Raw genomic sequence first — 15,038 nt, 5'->3', positions numbered from 1 at the left:
GTCAGCGATGCCCGAAATAGGCGGCCTGAACGGCCGGATCAGATCGCACTACGTTTGGAGGACCTTCGGCCAGCTTGCGACCCTGGTGCATGACGACAACATGGTCCGACAGGCTCATCACAAGACCGATATCGTGCTCGATGAGCAGAACGGTCACGTCCTCGGTCAGGCTGCGCACAAGGACCGCCGTGTCCCGCGTATCGGCATGGCTCATGCCCTGTGTCGGCTCGTCGAGCAGCAAGATCTTGGGTTCGGATGCGAGACAGACTGCTATTTCCAGCCGGCGCTGATCCCCGTGCGAGAGATTGCCGGCGAGTTCGTCGCGGCGATGCGCCAGCGCGAAGCGCTCGAGCATTTGCTCGGTCTTCTCCATGGCGCGGCGCGAACGGCGGATTGGCAACAAGGCGCGCGATGGCGGTTCGAGCAGCTGCGCCGCGAGCCGCAGGTTTTCCGCAACGGTCAACTCGAAGAAGAGGTTGGTGATCTGGAACGAGCGGGAAAGACCTGCGGCCTTCTTCTGCTCGGCAGAATCCCGTGTCATCTCGACGCCGTCGATCATGACCTTTCCGCTTCTGGGCCTCAGGGCGCCACTGATCAGGTTGAACAAGGTGGATTTGCCGGCACCGTTGGGACCGATGATCGTGGTAATGCGATGGCGCTCGACGGAAAAGCTCACATCGTCGACCGCCTTGAGGCCGCCGAATGAGATGCCGAGACCACGAACGTCGAGGACATGCGGGATCATGACACGCTCCCGGATTTGACGATCGCGGGGGAAACCGCGGACGCGGCGACCTCCTGAGATGGCGCGCGGGCGATTCGGCGTTCAATCCAGGGCCTTGTGAAGCCGACGAGCCCCTTCGGCAGGAACATCACGCAGAGCATGAACAGCAGGCCGATGACGATGAGATGATGCTCCGTCCAGCTGCCGATGATCGATTTCAGGATGACGAGCAGCACCGCACCGTAGATCGCGCCGATGAGCGTACCGACACCCCCGAGGATCACCGAGATCACCGCGTTCCCGGAAGTGGCGAAGAACATCAGCTCGGGCGAGACAAAACCCCGCAGCACCGGATAGAGCGCGCCAGACAGCCCGGCCACGAGTCCTGCGAAGATATAGACCGCCATACGCGCCCGCCACACCGAATAACCAAGGAAGGGCACTCGCCTCTCGTTGGCTTTCAGGGCCATCAGCACCCGGCCGAAGGGCGTTTCCAGCAAATAGGCACTCAGTCCATACAGTCCCATGATGATGGCCAGCACGATCAGAAAGAACCCGACTGGATTGCCAGCCGAGATCGCGACAGGGCCGAATTGGATCTGGACAACGGGAATGCCGATCATGCCGTCAGAAGCGCCCAGTTCGCGCGTGTTGTAGACGATCTTGGCCACGACTTGCGCCATGCCAAAGGTGATGAGGGCGAAATAGACACCGCGAACCCGGTTCGCGATCAGGCCGCCGATCGTGGCGGTAACGAGCGTCGCAAGACCTGCGGCAGCCATGGCCAGCCAGAACGAGGGAACAGTCATCAATGTCAGGGCCGAAACATAGGCGCCGATGCCAAAATAAAGCGCCTGCCCCAGCGACAGCGCGCCCGAATAGCCGAGAAGAAGGTCGACTGACAGAGCGAGTCCAGCGAAGATCAGCGCTTCGGTACCGAGGCGGAGGTAAAAACTGTCGTCCAATGCAGCGCCAATGCCCGCGAGGCCCAACGCCGCCGCGAGAAGCAGAAACGCGAGTACATGGCTCGCACGCATGGAGACAGCGAGCCGATCAAGCATGTCCGAGCCTCCCGAACAGGCCTTGAGGGCGGACCATGAGGAAGGCGACCATCGTCCCGAACACGATGGGATCCGTCCATATCGGCGAAATAACGAGGCTCGCGAGCGCCTGCACCTGCGTCAGCAGCAACCCGGCAAACACACACCCCCAGATCGAGCCCATGCCGCCGACGATGACGACGCTGAAGGCAAGCAGGATGAAGTCCCGCCCCATGGTGGGAAAGACCGAATAGATTGGCGCGAGCAGCACGCCGGCGAGCCCCGCGAGCGCTACGCCGAACGCGAAGGTTCCCGCATACACGACCGAGACCGGCACCCCCAGCGAGGCCGCCATATGGCGATCGAAGGCAGCTGCACGGACCATGGCGCCGAGGCGCGTGCGGTACACAACATAGGCGACGCCGCCGATGATCGCTGCTCCCACCGCGAGAAGGAAGAGACGGTAGCTTGGCACGAGAATTCCGAACCATTCCGTTGCGCCCGGAATGGGTGTCGGCGGGCGCTGCGTGTTCGCACCAAAGATCACTTTCAGCCCATCCTCGACAACGAGGCCCAGGCCAAAGGTAACGAGCAGCGTGGTGACGTGGCGGTCCTTCGAGTCGAAGACCGGACGGATCAACAGCCGCTCTGCCACCATACCGAGGGGAATCATCAAGATCGGCACCAAGACCAGCAGAAACCAGAAACCGACGCCCGCGGCTCCAAGCGCCACCGCTGCATAGGCTCCCACTGCATAGAATTCGCCGTGGCTCATGTTGATGACGTCCAGCATACCGAAAATGATGGTGAGCCCCAGCGCAACAAGAACAACAGCAACGCCGAGCGTCAGCCCGTTCAGGATCTGCGGTGCCAACACAAATTGCAGATAGTCTATCGGTGACATGGACGTCGTCTCCAGAGATCATGCTCCGCCCGCGCTCGCCCGGACTCACGGGAGAGAACGCGGACGTTTCCCTTGGTTCAGAATCGTGTGCAGGCGTCGGGTCCGATCGCCTTATCCGCAGCCACACTCGTGACGATGTCGAATTTGCCCTTGCTTACGCGCACCACATACATCGGCTGCATTGCCTGATGGTCGCCGGCCCTGATCGTCTTGTCGCCCTGCGGCGTCTTCCAGGTCAGTCCCCTCAACGCATCGCGTACCTTGTCGGTTTCGGTTGAGCCCGCCTTCTCGACCGACGCTTTGTAGGCAAAGAGGACGCCGTAACTGTCGGCGCCGTAGAGGTCAGGGTCGGCCTTGTTGGCGGCGCGGAACGCCTCGACGAATTTCTTGTTCTCGGGCGTATCAATCTGAGTTGAATAACCCACACCGGTGGCGAAGCCCTCCGCCGCGGCCCCGATCGCGCCGATGTTCTGAGAGGTCACGGTGCCTGAGGCGCCAACGACTGTCAGGTTCGACAGCATGCCGAAATCCTGCAACTGGGTCAGCAGTCGCACCGTGTCGTTCCCCGCAACCGAGGTATAGACGACCTGCGGGCGGGCAGCCCGGATCTGGCCGAAATACTGCGTGTAATCCTTGGAATCGAGTGGCGCGAACACCTCGCCCATCGACTGGGCGCCGCTCTTTTCGGCGTTGACCTTGAAGGCGGCGACGGTGGAGCGACCCATTTCATAATCGGGCCCGAGATAGAATACCTTCGACTTCGGCTTCTCCTTCTCAAGCCAGGCGGCGAGCGCGACCGACTGCTGCTCGGCGCGGGCGTTCACGCGAAACATGTTCGGCGAACATTTGTCGCCGGTAATCGAGTCGGCGAAGGAGACAGTCGTAGCGGCAAGCCTGTTGTTACGCTCTGCGAGCTGCGCGACGGCGAGCGTCGACCCCGAATTCACCGTGCCGGTGAGAAAGTCCACCTTCTCGACCTGGAACAGCTTCTCGGCCTTCTGAACGGCAACGGCCGGATTGGCTTCCTCGTCCTCGAAGATCAGGGTGATCTGCCGTCCTGCAATTCCGCCTGCCGCGTTGATATCCTTGGCAGCCAGCTCCAGTCCCCAGCGGACCTGCTGCCCAATAGGCGTATACGTGCCGGACAAAGGGGTGACCACGCCGATCTTGAGCGGTCCAGCCTGCGCCAGTGCGGCATTCGAAAGCGCGGTGGCGGCGAGCAGCGCGCTCGCAGCGGCTAAAATGCTAAACGGATTCATATTCGCTCCCTCTATGGTCTTGTTTATGAAAATTTCCGCCGGAAACGACGCGCGGTGGCTAGCCACCACGCGCCGGAACGGTTCAACTGCCGATGAATTTCGGGGGACGTTTCGCGTTGAAGGCTTCAACGCCTTCCTTGAAGTCGTCCGACTGGCGTAGGCGGCTGTAGCAGTGCCCCTCGAGCTCGATCGCAATGGCCAGCGTCGAATCCTCGGTGTCGTTCAGGAGCTTCTTCGCAGTCCGCTGCGCCAGTGGCGAGAACGTGCGAAGCTCGTCCACCAAACTGTCGGTAGCCTTCTCCAGTTCCGCATCCGGCACGCATTCAGTTGCGATGCCCCACTCCAGCGCCTGCTTCGCCGAGATGCGCTTGGATCGCATCACGATGTCCTTGGTGCGGGTGATGCCGACCATCTTCTGCAGCCGCGCCGAACCGCCCGATCCCGGAATTTGCCCGAGCTTCTGCTCCGGTAGCGCATACTGCGTGGTCTCCGACGCAATCCGGAAATCGCAGGCGAGCGAGAGTTCGAAGCCGACACCGAAGCAGTAACCGCGGTTGGCGACGATCACTGGCTTGGCGCAACGCGCCGGTGCAGCGATATTCCAGGCGAGTTTGGAGACATGTTCGGGACTTGCCTCCATGAAACCACCGATATTGCCGCCGCTGGAGAAATGCTCTCCCTCCGACCGCAGCACGATGATGCGCACGCGCGTATCCTCATCGAGCGTCTCGAAGCTCAGCCGGAGCTGATCGCGCTGCGGCATCGCCACGATGTTATACGGCGGGCGGACAAGGATGATGTCGGCGCGCTCATGTGCCTCATCGATTTCGACCTTGAAGCCGTTCAGCTTGGCAAGGCGGGAATCGGAAAATGTGTAGGGTGACGACATTTGTGGTTCCTTCTGTTGGTGATTGAGGTCAGGCGGTGCCTGGCGGCGGCAGGCGCTCGGTCTCGTATTCCCCGGCGACGAGCAGCCGCCGCAGCAGTTTGCCGACCGGCGATTTCGGAATGCCGTCGACGAAGACATAGCGGCGCGGCCGCTTGAAATTGGCGAGCCCGGAGGTGCGGCAGAACTGCTCCAGCTCGGCCTCGGATACGGGCTTGTTACGCTTGACGAAGGCGGCGACGATCTTGCCCCATTTCTCGTCGGCAATGCCGGCCACTGCGACCTCGGACACGGCGGGATGTAGCGACAGACAGCTTTCGATCTCGACCGGCGAGACGTTCTCGCCGCCGGTGATGATCATGTCGTCGACACGGCCGGTGACGTGGAGATCGCCGTCCGGATCGACGAAGCCGGTGTCGCCGGTGAAGTACCAGCCCTCGCGGAGCGCCTTGGCGTCGGCCTCGGATCGCCGCCAATAACCTTCGAACGCCTCATCGGTAGCGAGCAATGCGATGATCTCGCCCTCCTCGCCGACTGCGGCAAGCTCCGCGACCGAGCGCGCGTCGATCCGCACCACCTTGATATGTTGATTGATGCCCGCCTTGCCGGCAGAGCCGGGTTTTGCCGGCGCATTCTGGTCGATCGTAAAGGTATAGATCTCCGAACTGCCGTAATGATTGACGAACAGTTCCGGCCTGAACGTCTCGTTTAGCTTTTTCAGCAATCCGTCGGTCATTGAGGCGCCGGCGAAGCCAAGCCTGCGTACGCTCGACACGTCGGTGGCGCCAAACGCCTCGTGGTGGACGAGTTCGTGATAAAGAGTCGGCACCAGATAGAGGTTGCTGACCATCTCCTTTTCGATCAACGCCAACGCCTGGCGGCTGTCATAGCGCGGCAGGCAGATGAAGGTACCGCCGATCAGCGACATCGCAAGCAGCGAGCGAACCCCCATCGTGTGATAGAGCGGCATCACGCCAAGGGTGCGCTCGCCGCGGCCATAAAGGTTTTGCGCGACATGGGCGATCGCCGCGGCCCGTTCCGCGCGATGCCGCCGCGGCACGCCCTTCGGCCGCGAGGTCGTTCCCGAGGTATAGAGCATGATCGACCAGGCGTCGGCGCCCACGCGCGGCTCGGCGTCGGGCGCGCTGCCCTCGATCATCTCGGCAAAGCTGAACGCCTCGCCTGTCCCAGGATCGACCGGGAAACGCCGCAATTGGCCGGCGCGCGACGATTGCCTGACGGCCTCCGCGGAGACGTCCTGGTAGAAAAGGGCGGACGCCTCCGAGTTCTCGATGCAAAAATCCAGCTCGTCGGCTTTGGCCCGCCAGTTGATCGGCGTGATGACGATTCCCGCGAACTGGCAGGCCCAATGCAGCGTGGCCGCCTCCCAGCGGTTCTGCAGCAGGGTGATGACGTGATCTCCCGGCTTCAGCCCGACTTGGTCGAACGATGCCACCAGCACCGAGATCTTCTCGTACCATTGCCGATAAGTGAGACGGAGATCGCCATCCACGAGCGCAATGGCGTTGGGATCGCGCGACGCGCTGGCAACGAAGCTGCTGCCGAGATCAAGCATCTGGGGTCTCTTCCGTGACGGTGGCAAGCTCCGCGGCCGCTTCCAAGGCCGCCTGAATGATCGGGGTGTAGCCGGTGCAACGGCACAGATGGCCGCTCAGGAGATCGCGAATACCGTCCTCGGTCGGCGCCTTGTGCCGACTCAGATAGTGGTCCAGCGACATCAGGATTCCGGCAGTGCAGAAGCCGCACTGGAGCGCATGGTTGCGCCGGAAGGCGCTTTGCAGCACGCCGAGCCGGTCAGGCGAGGGCGCGAGCCCTTCGACCGTCCCGATATCGCAGCCATCGACCTGCACCGCGAGGGCGAGGCAGGCACGCGTGAGCATTTCGTCGACGACGATGGTGCAGGCGCCGCAGACACCGTGCTCGCAGCCGACATGAGTGCCTGTCGCACCGAGCTCATGGCGCAGGAAGTCGGAGAGCAGCATGCGCGGCTCGGCTTCCCCTTCGACGGGCTTGCCGTTTAGCGTGATGGAGACGGGATGGCGGGCATTAGCGACTAGCCGGGTCATTGCAGCACCTCGCCGATCAGCTCGCGGCCGATCATCCGCACCAGGTCACGGCGATAGCGCGCGGTTGCGTGGATGTCGTCGCGGGCATCGAGTTCGTAGGCAAATCCGTTGAGGGCGTCGTCGAGCGCGCTGCCCTCGAGTCGCGGCCAGTCACGCGCGGTCGGGACGTCCGCAACGCCCCCCACGGCGAAGCGGATGCCTGCAGGCGTCGTCATCGCCGCGCAGGCAACGATGGCGAAATCGCCGTGCCGCCGCGCGACCTCTCGAAACGCAAAGCGCGCTTGGCGGATAATCGGCAGAGATATACCTTCGATCAGTTCGTCATCCGCGCGCGCGGTCAGCATCATGCCGGCGAAAAAGTCCTTTGCCGCCACATGCCGCCGCCGCTTGGCGCTGCGCAGATGCACCTCGCCGCCGAGCGCGATCAACGCGAGCGGCATCTCGGCGCTGGGATCGGCGTGGGCGAGCGAACCGCAGATCGTGCCGCGACTGCGGGTCTGCTCGTGCCCGACCCATGGCAGCGCGAGTGCCACGAGTGGCAGGACCTCGGCGAGATCGGGCCAGGCCAACAGTTCGGCCTGGCGCACGCCGGCGCCGACGACGACGGCGCCCGCCTTCCGCTCGATATGACGGAGTTCGTTGAGGCGCATGATATCGATCACCCGCTTTGGCTTGGCGAGACGCATATTGAGCATCGCCATCAGCGACTGGCCGCCGGCCAGAACACGCGCATTGCCGCCTTCCTGCGCTAGTCCGGAAAGGACTTCGTCAGCGGTTTCGGCGCGGACATAGTCGAACGCGGCGGGCTTCATCGGCGCCCTCCGAACAGGCCTGCGAGTTTCGTCAGCCATGAGAACCGGGAGAAGCGGCCGGCCGCCCCGCCGCCGGCCTTGCGGGCCAATGCCGCGAAGAACTGCCCGATAATTGCCCGCGTAGCACCATCCAGCAGGCGGCCGCCGATGCTCGCCACCTTGCCGCCGATGGCGGCGTCATAGCTGTAGGTCAGGTGCGTGCCGCCCTTGCCGTCGGGCGCGAGCGTAATGCGTCCTTGCGCGCTGCCGAAGCCGAGCGCACCGTGGGCCGCTCCGCGCAATGTCACCGCGTGCGGTGGGTCGGGATCGAACAGCTCGACGTCGGCGCGATAGCGCCCGGTGACAGGTCCGATGCCAAGCGTCACGTCGGCGCGGAAATGCGTCTCGGAAATCTTGTCGACGCGCTGACAGCCTGGAATGACCGATTGCAGAGTCGCCGGATCGAGCAGCATGGCCCAGACCTGCTCCGGCGCGCCCTTCACGAAGGCCAGGCCCTCTCCGCGAAGCCGCCGGTCTCCCTGCCGCGCAGGCCTCGCCGTCGACCGCCCCGACGGCGGCGGCGGCTCGGCGCCGCGCACCAGCTCGGCAAGCCTTGCCGGCACCAGCGGCAGCGTGACATCGGCGAGCCCAAGCGCGTCTGCGACCGCGTTGGCGACGCAGACCGGCGTCGACATGCAATTGCCTTCGCCGACGCCCTTTGCACCGAGCGGAGTAAAGGGCGACGGCGTCTCCATGTGGATGATCTGCGGCTCCGGCACCTCGGTGGTGGTCGGCAGCAGATAGTCGGCCAGCGTTCCCATCAGGAAGCTGCCATCATCGGCGTAGGCATATTCCTCATAGAGCGCCGCGCCCAGGGCCTGCGCGAAGCCGCCGCGGATCTGCCCGTCCACCATGCCGGGATGCAAGATCGTGCCGCAATCATGCATGGTGACGTAGCGGTCGATGCGGGTTTCAAGAGTGGTGCGATCGATCTCGACGCCGCAGAAATCGAAGATGAAGCCGTGGCACAGCGACGAGTTGATGCGATCCTCGTCGTCGGGCGACGTCAGTTCCGGCGGCGTCCAGAACATGGTCTCGCGAATGGTTTGACCGACGTCGTCCGGAAGCGAGCCCGGCGACCAATGGCCGAGTGCAGCGACTCGTGAAAATGCGATCCGGTTTTCCGGATTATGCCGGGACGCGATGAAGCCTTTGGCGAACACGATGTCCGCCGGTTCGACATTGAGCTGACTGGCGGCGATGCGGGCGAGACGGCCCGCCACGCGCTCGGCCGCCAGTTTGGCGGTGCCGGCCACCGCCGCGGCGAAACGGCTGGCATAGTTGCCGGACGCGATCGACCAAGCGTCCTTGGTGGTGTCGATCTCGGCGTTGACCCGGACGTCCTTTGGCTCGAGGCCGAAGACGTCGGCGACGACTTGCGACAGCACGGTGCGATGGCCCTGCCCCTGCGGCACGGAGGCGACGTGAACGGTGACGCTGCCGACGGGATCGAGGCCGACGGTCGCGGTGGCCTGCGCGCCGTTCTTCGGCCCCGCCTTGCGGCGCTCGGCCGCCGTCAGCACGGTCGTGATATAGCCCATGTTGGACACGCTGGGCTCGACAACCGCAGTGAATCCGATCCCATAGAGACGCCCGTGCGCGCGCGCTTCATCGCGCCGCGCCCTGAGCTCCGCGAGTTGTCCCTGCTCGACAGCGCTCGCAATCGCCTCCTGATAGTTGCCGGAATCCAGCAGCGCACCGGTTGCCGTGCGATAAGGGAAGGCGTTGGCCGGAACCAGATTGCGCCTGATGACCTCGAGCGGATCAAGATCGAGGCCGATCGCGATTCGCTGCACCAAGCGCTCCAGCGCAAAGTAGACCTGCGGCCCACCAAACCCGCGGTTGAGCCCGGTTGGCGTCTTGTTGGTGACGACCACGCGGTTGTGGATCCTGACGTGGCGGATGTCGTAAGCCCCCGTCATATTGCCGTGCATGCGATAGAGGGTCGCCGGCTCGGGCGCGCGCAGATGCGCGCCGCAATCCTCGACCTGATCCCAATCGAGCGCGAGAATTCTGCCATCGACGGCAACGGCCGCCGACAGGGTCACGGCCCGGTTGGTCGCGGATACCGATGCGGTGAGGTGCTCGAGCCGATCCTCGATCCACTTGACCGGTCGGCCCGCGACGCGAGCCGCTGCTGCGATCAGCACGATGTACGAAAAAACGCCCTGCTTGACGCCGAAACTGCCGCCGGAATCCGGCGGCGTGCGAAGTCGGAGCCGGTTGCCCGGAACTTTCAAGGCGCGCGCGATCACGGTGTGGATGCTGAACGGCCCCTGGAAATTGGCCAGGATATCGAAGGCATCTTCGGCGGCATCGTGCGAGGCGATGACGCCGTAAGTCTCGAGCGGCGTGCAGGAGTTGCGCGGATATTTGACGTCGATCGAGAAACGGTGAGGAACGTCCGCGAAAGCTTGCTCGGGATTTCCGTAGCGGAACGTGCGATCGCTTGCGAGATTTCTCGGAAAGCCGTCGTGCAGGAGGGGAGCCTCCGGCGCAAGTGCGCCGAGCGGATCGACGATGACGGCCCGCGGGCGGTACTCCACGGAGATCAGCTCGAGGGCGTCCTCGGCGCGGGCGCGGTCGGTCGCCACCACAACCGCCACCGGCTCGCCGACATAGCGTACGCGGTCGATCGCGATCGGCCAGCACTCGACGGGCGCTTTCACGCCCACGACGAGGCTCGACGTCACGGCCTTGACCTGCCTGCCGGTCAGAACGACCGCAACGCCAGGCAATCGCATTGCTGCTTCGGTATCGATTGCGAGGATATCGGCATGCGCATGTGGCGAACGCAGGATCGCGGCGTGCAGCGTGCCCGGTTGAACGCCGAGATCGTCGATGAAGCGGCCGCGACCGCTCAGCAGCGCGGCATCCTCGACGCGTTCGATCGAACGCCCGACCCACGGCCGCTCGTCACCCTTGCCCTGATCGATCGATGTTGCGGTTCGGACCGCGGCCTGCGCCATGTCCCGGCATACCTCCCGACGCGTTCTTCGACGCGACGCCGACAGTTGTCAGGAGGAGGGGTGCGGGCGCCATACCGCCCGCTCTCACGACTTACCAAATCGTCTCATTTGAAAGGCAGGTGCGCCGCAATATCAGCCCGCAAGACGCGAGACGTTGCGGAATTCGCGCGGGCTGACGCCGGAATGATCGCGGAAGAAGCGCGTGAAGTGCGCCGGCTCCGGAAAACCGAAGCGCTCGCTGAGTTCCCCGAGCGGGGTGTCCTCGCGCATCACCGCATCCAGCGCCCGTTCCATGCGCACTACATTGAGATAGATTTTTGGCGAGACTCCGAGCGAGGTCTCGAACAGGCGGAAGAACTGCGCGCGCGAGAGGCCTGCGCCCCTCACGAACTGATCAACGTTGGCGTAAGAATCCCTGCTCCGCATGGCATCCATCGCGCGCCGGATCCGCCAGTCGCAACTCACGGCGCTCATGCCGCGGATCGAGTTTGGAAAGCTGCGCCAAGGCGTGAAGCGCTCGATCACCGCGATCATGAGATTCGACAGCATCTGCTCATGGGCATGCAGCGCGTCCGGATGCGCCATCATATCGGCAGCAAGGTGCAACGCGAGCTGGCGGATGCGCGGAGAAACCTCGCCCGACGGTTGCTCGAAGAAACCGGGCGCACCGCTGGCGGCCCAACCCGGCCGGAACTCCTTTAGCCATTCGGGCTCGATGTAGAGCGCTAAGATCAGGGTTCGCGGCCGGTTGACGTCATGCACATAAGCGTGCGGCTTCCAGCCGTCGACGAGCACGGCCGTCGAGTCCATGAGCGGATAGACCCGCTCGCCCACCAGGAAATGCGTGTCGGCGCCCTCGACCTTGAGCAGGACATGGCAGTGATGATGGGCGTGACGGACCAGGGACCGGTCCATGTCGAGCAGAGCGACCCTGCCGAATGCACCATGAGCGATGCGCAGGGCCGTCGACATCAAGTACCTCCCTTCAGGCTTTTCGATACGAATTGATTGGTCTGTGGGGCGTTAACATACACGCGACCGACCGGCAATGTCATCCATCTCAATTGCTGCCTTGCAGCACGACTGGCTTCCGCAACAGTCTCGCAGTGATGGCGCTGACACTGTCCCCGTACTGGGCACCGTAGTAATGCTTGCAAACATGATAAGCACGCCGCCCGTATCGAGCGAGTAGGTGATGGGAGGAGCGGGCTAATCGGCGGTGAAATGTCAGGATCCTCGCAAACTTCTAGCGATCGCCGAGGACAGCACCGTCGCGAGCAAGTTTGCGGCGGAATCGCGCGCAGCGCGTGGCCCAAGTTCCGGAGCCGCGCGTTGATATTCTTTAACTGCGACGAGCGCACTTCGAGAACGAGCCCGCATGGTGGCAAGCAGCCGATCGCTCTCACTCCCCAACGACGCATCGGGAAAGACGACTCCAACGAGCCCCCAGGACAATGCGGTTGGAGCGTCAATCTCGTTCAAGCTATAGACGAGATGCGCCAGCGCTTTCGGGGGAATCTTCCGCATCGCAGCTGACATTGCTAGGTTCGGTGGAAGATCGCGTTCCATTCATACAGGACGCCGCGGCGGCCGCCGGACTTCTGCTGCCGCTCAGTCTCGGCGCGGAAGGGAGTTGCCGGATAGGCGGCAACATCGGCACCAATGCCGGCGGGCTGTCGGTGGTCAGGTACGGGATGACGCGCGATCTGCTGCTCGGAATCGAGGCGGTGCTGGCGGACGGCACGGTGGTCTCCGACATGCGCAAGCTGCGGAAGAACAACACCGGCTACGACGTCAAACAGCGTTTCGTCGGAAGCGAGGGGACGCTCGGCATCGTCACCGGCGCAGTGTTGCGTCTCGCGCCCTTGCCGACCCGCCGCGCGACCGCCTGGCTGAAGCTCGCGAGCGGCGCGCCGCTTGCCGAGCTTCTCGCTCTGGTCCGCCGCGAATCCGCGGATCTGCTGACCGCATTCGAATTCATGGCGGCCCGATCGATCGCACTTGCGACCGATACAATGACCGATCCGCCCAGCCTTGGAGCCGGCCCAGCAGGCGCTGTCCTCGTCGAGTTCGCCTCTTCCTCACGCCATCTCGATCTCGACGAATTGATGGAAGCCGTGCTGGCCGAGGCGATCGAGGCCGGATGGCTCGACGACGCATTGCTGGCGCAGAGCGGATCGCAGCGGACCGCGATGTGGCGGCTCCGCGAGACCATCCCCGAGGGGGAGAAGCGCCGGAGCGGATCAGTAAAACACGACACCTCGGTACCGCTTTCCTCCATTCGGCGCTTCCTGGATCTGGCCGGCGCGCAGGTGCGATCGTATGACGCCGACCTTGAGCTGTCCGTCTACGACCATGTCAGCGACGGCAATCTGCACTACAACGTGCTCGTTCCTCCCAATGTCGACCGGCTGGAGTTCACCAAGCGGATCGAAGGCAGCCTGTCGCTGCAACTCTACGACACGGCCGCGGCGCTCGGCGGCACGTTCAGCGCGGAGCACGGCGTCGGGCGGTTCAAGAAGCACCTTCTGGAGCGGTACGGCGATCCTGGGCGCATCGCGGCAATGCGCCGGATCAAGACCGCCTTTGATCCGGCTGATATCATGAACTCCGACGCGGTCGTTCGTCCGCTGGACGAGACGCCCGGCTCTTGAACCACCGTCCGGCGAGCTGGCGATACTTTCGTCCAGGCCCAAACGCTGCGCCCTCGGCTAAGCCCCTGGATCATCCAAATCGCTTTCTAAAGAAAAAGCCACCCCCAAGGAGTGGCTCAAGTTGGGGAGGAAACGTTCCTTCGGAACTGCCGACTTCCGGCTCGATCTTCAGATGGCGGAGATGTCCAGCTTCGAGCCGTCGACCAGACGCGACAGCCGGAACGGTGTAGGATCGACGCAAGGCGTGTCGTTGACGACAAGGTCTGCGGCCAGATAGCCGAGCCCCGGGCCCAGACCGAAACCATGACCCGAGCAGCCCGCCGCGAGGACGAGGCCTTTCACCCCATCCACCTGCGACACCACAGGCACCGCGTCCGGCGTGCAATCGACGAAGCCGCCCCAGGCGCTATCGATCTTGATTTCGCCGAGTTGAGGGAAGGTTTTCCGGACACTCTCCACCACTTGGCTCACCAGCCATTTCAAGGGCGGAGGATCCAGCACGCGATTCCGTTCGAAGATCCGATCATCGTTGGTCAGCAGGGCCGACATTGAATCCGGCCCCGACACGAACGAGTGGCCGACGCCGAGCCTGACGTTCTTCAGGCGACGCAAGAATTGCGGCATGAATTCCCGGCTATACCTGATGGCCTGAGGCGTAATCTCGAGGTTCGCCTTGCCGCTGATCGCAAGCGTATAGCTGCCGTCCAGTCGACGCGTGATGGTGCAGTAGGGTGTGGAGACCGCCTCGCCTATGTTGATTGTCGGGGTAGAACGCAGCGCGGTCTGCCGGATGCTCGCTTGGGGGAAACTGATGCCGAGCGGCCGAAGGAAGCGCGAGGACCAGGCGCCGGCGGCGCACAGCACCGCGCTGGTTCTGATGTAGCCCTTCTCCGTGTGCACGCCAGCAATCTTGCCGTTGGCCAAGTCGAGCGCCCGCGCGGCGCATCCTTGGTGGATTGTGGCGCCCAGAGTTCTGGCCGCTTCGGCGATAGCCGGCGCAGCGAGCGCAGGTTCGGCCTTGCCGTCCCGCTCCGAATAGGTCCCGCCCACCCATTTGTCGCGCGCTTCCGGGACGCGTTCGGCCACCTCCGCCCGGCTCAGCACGCGCGTGTCGACGTCGTACTCCCTGGCGATCTCGCGCCACTTTTCCCAGCCGGCGAGCACAGCCTCGTCGTGGGTCGCATAGACGAGACCGCAGCGACGAAATCCGAGGTCCCGATTAATATCGCGCGTGAGCTCGTCCCACAGCCGCATGGACAGCACGGAGAGCGGCAGTTCGCGCCGGTCGCGGTTCTGCTGGCGGCACCAACCCCAGTTACGGCTCGATTGTTCACAGGCGACGTGGCCCTTCTCGAGCAGCGCCACGGAGAGGCCGCGCTTTGCCAGGTAATAGGCGGCCGTAGAGCCGAGAATGCCGCCGCCGACGATGACGACGTCCGCCTCGGCGGGAAGACGCTCATCGCTGTGAATGCGCTCGACGTGGGGTGACATGTTCCACCGAACCTCGGCTGCCAGGAATGCGGAAGCAAAGTTCCGATCAACCCTTCATCGCATCGTGCGCGCAACAGAATGTGCTGAAATCATCTAGAACTTCGCAAGATGCTCGGGTTTTTGAGCGCTTGATTGATACGAGCTGCTCAAGCGCTATCGACTCCCAGTTCGGC

The 15,038-nt window shown here is 63.7% G+C and carries 12 protein-coding genes; 1 reads left to right on the top strand and 11 read right to left on the bottom strand.

The window, feature by feature from the left end; translation table 11 throughout:
• Position 1: 1 nt before the first annotated feature.
• The 10 genes from ABIA40_RS03510 to ABIA40_RS03465 all read right to left on the bottom strand — a co-directional run bounded on the left by ABIA40_RS03510 (position 2) and on the right by ABIA40_RS03465 (position 11,692).
• Positions 2–745, bottom strand: coding sequence for an ABC transporter ATP-binding protein (locus tag ABIA40_RS03510; RefSeq protein ID WP_275511549.1), 744 nt, complete (start codon positions 743–745; stop codon positions 2–4).
• A complete protein-coding gene (locus ABIA40_RS03505; protein ID WP_271543983.1) occupies positions 742–1,785 on the bottom strand; it encodes a branched-chain amino acid ABC transporter permease in 1,044 nt (347 codons plus the stop codon). Before ABIA40_RS03505 ends, ABIA40_RS03510 begins: the two co-directional genes overlap by 4 nt.
• Complete coding sequence (locus tag ABIA40_RS03500; RefSeq protein ID WP_271543981.1) at positions 1,778–2,668, bottom strand: branched-chain amino acid ABC transporter permease; 891 nt, start codon at positions 2,666–2,668, stop codon at positions 1,778–1,780. The genes ABIA40_RS03505 and ABIA40_RS03500 overlap by 8 nt, the downstream gene beginning before the upstream one ends.
• 77 nt (positions 2,669–2,745) lie before the next feature.
• The gene (locus tag ABIA40_RS03495) at positions 2,746–4,056 is read right to left on the bottom strand and encodes an ABC transporter substrate-binding protein (RefSeq protein ID WP_404539118.1); all 1,311 of its coding nucleotides are present in this window, start codon (positions 4,054–4,056) and stop codon (positions 2,746–2,748) included.
• Positions 4,010–4,816, bottom strand: a complete 807-nt coding sequence (locus tag ABIA40_RS03490; protein WP_271543978.1) for an enoyl-CoA hydratase/isomerase family protein — start codon at positions 4,814–4,816, stop codon at positions 4,010–4,012. The genes ABIA40_RS03495 and ABIA40_RS03490 overlap by 47 nt, the downstream gene beginning before the upstream one ends.
• A gap of 28 nt (positions 4,817–4,844) precedes the next feature.
• Positions 4,845–6,389 (bottom strand): AMP-binding protein, encoded by a 1,545-nt coding sequence (locus ABIA40_RS03485; RefSeq protein ID WP_404539115.1) that lies wholly within the window; start codon positions 6,387–6,389, stop codon positions 4,845–4,847.
• Positions 6,382–6,900: a (2Fe-2S)-binding protein gene (locus tag ABIA40_RS03480; RefSeq protein WP_404539112.1), complete on the bottom strand. Its 519-nt coding sequence runs from the start codon at positions 6,898–6,900 to the stop codon at positions 6,382–6,384. Before ABIA40_RS03480 ends, ABIA40_RS03485 begins: the two co-directional genes overlap by 8 nt.
• A complete protein-coding gene (locus ABIA40_RS03475) occupies positions 6,897–7,712 on the bottom strand; it encodes a xanthine dehydrogenase family protein subunit M (protein WP_271543971.1) in 816 nt (271 codons plus the stop codon). The genes ABIA40_RS03480 and ABIA40_RS03475 overlap by 4 nt, the downstream gene beginning before the upstream one ends.
• Positions 7,709–10,720 (bottom strand): molybdopterin cofactor-binding domain-containing protein, encoded by a 3,012-nt coding sequence (locus tag ABIA40_RS03470; protein WP_404539109.1) that lies wholly within the window; start codon positions 10,718–10,720, stop codon positions 7,709–7,711. The genes ABIA40_RS03475 and ABIA40_RS03470 overlap by 4 nt, the downstream gene beginning before the upstream one ends.
• 132 nt (positions 10,721–10,852) lie before the next feature.
• Complete coding sequence (locus tag ABIA40_RS03465; protein ID WP_271543967.1) at positions 10,853–11,692, bottom strand: AraC family transcriptional regulator; 840 nt, start codon at positions 11,690–11,692, stop codon at positions 10,853–10,855.
• 488 nt (positions 11,693–12,180) lie between these two features.
• Between ABIA40_RS03465 and ABIA40_RS03460 the strand changes: the two genes are divergently transcribed.
• Positions 12,181–13,374, top strand: coding sequence for an FAD-binding oxidoreductase (locus ABIA40_RS03460; RefSeq protein ID WP_404539105.1), 1,194 nt, complete (start codon positions 12,181–12,183; stop codon positions 13,372–13,374).
• 168 nt (positions 13,375–13,542) lie between these two features.
• Here the strand turns inward: ABIA40_RS03460 and ABIA40_RS03455 are convergent, their stop codons facing one another.
• Entirely contained in the window at positions 13,543–14,865 is a 1,323-nt protein-coding gene (locus ABIA40_RS03455; RefSeq protein WP_404539102.1) for an NAD(P)/FAD-dependent oxidoreductase, read from the bottom strand.
• Positions 14,866–15,038 lie beyond the last annotated feature (173 nt).

The sequence above is a fragment of the Bradyrhizobium sp. USDA 223 genome, assembly GCF_044909005.1.
Lineage (GTDB): Bacteria > Pseudomonadota > Alphaproteobacteria > Rhizobiales > Xanthobacteraceae > Bradyrhizobium > Bradyrhizobium yuanmingense.
Note: the sequence above shows the minus strand (reverse complement) of the source record. Positions and strands in the feature narration are given on the sequence as shown.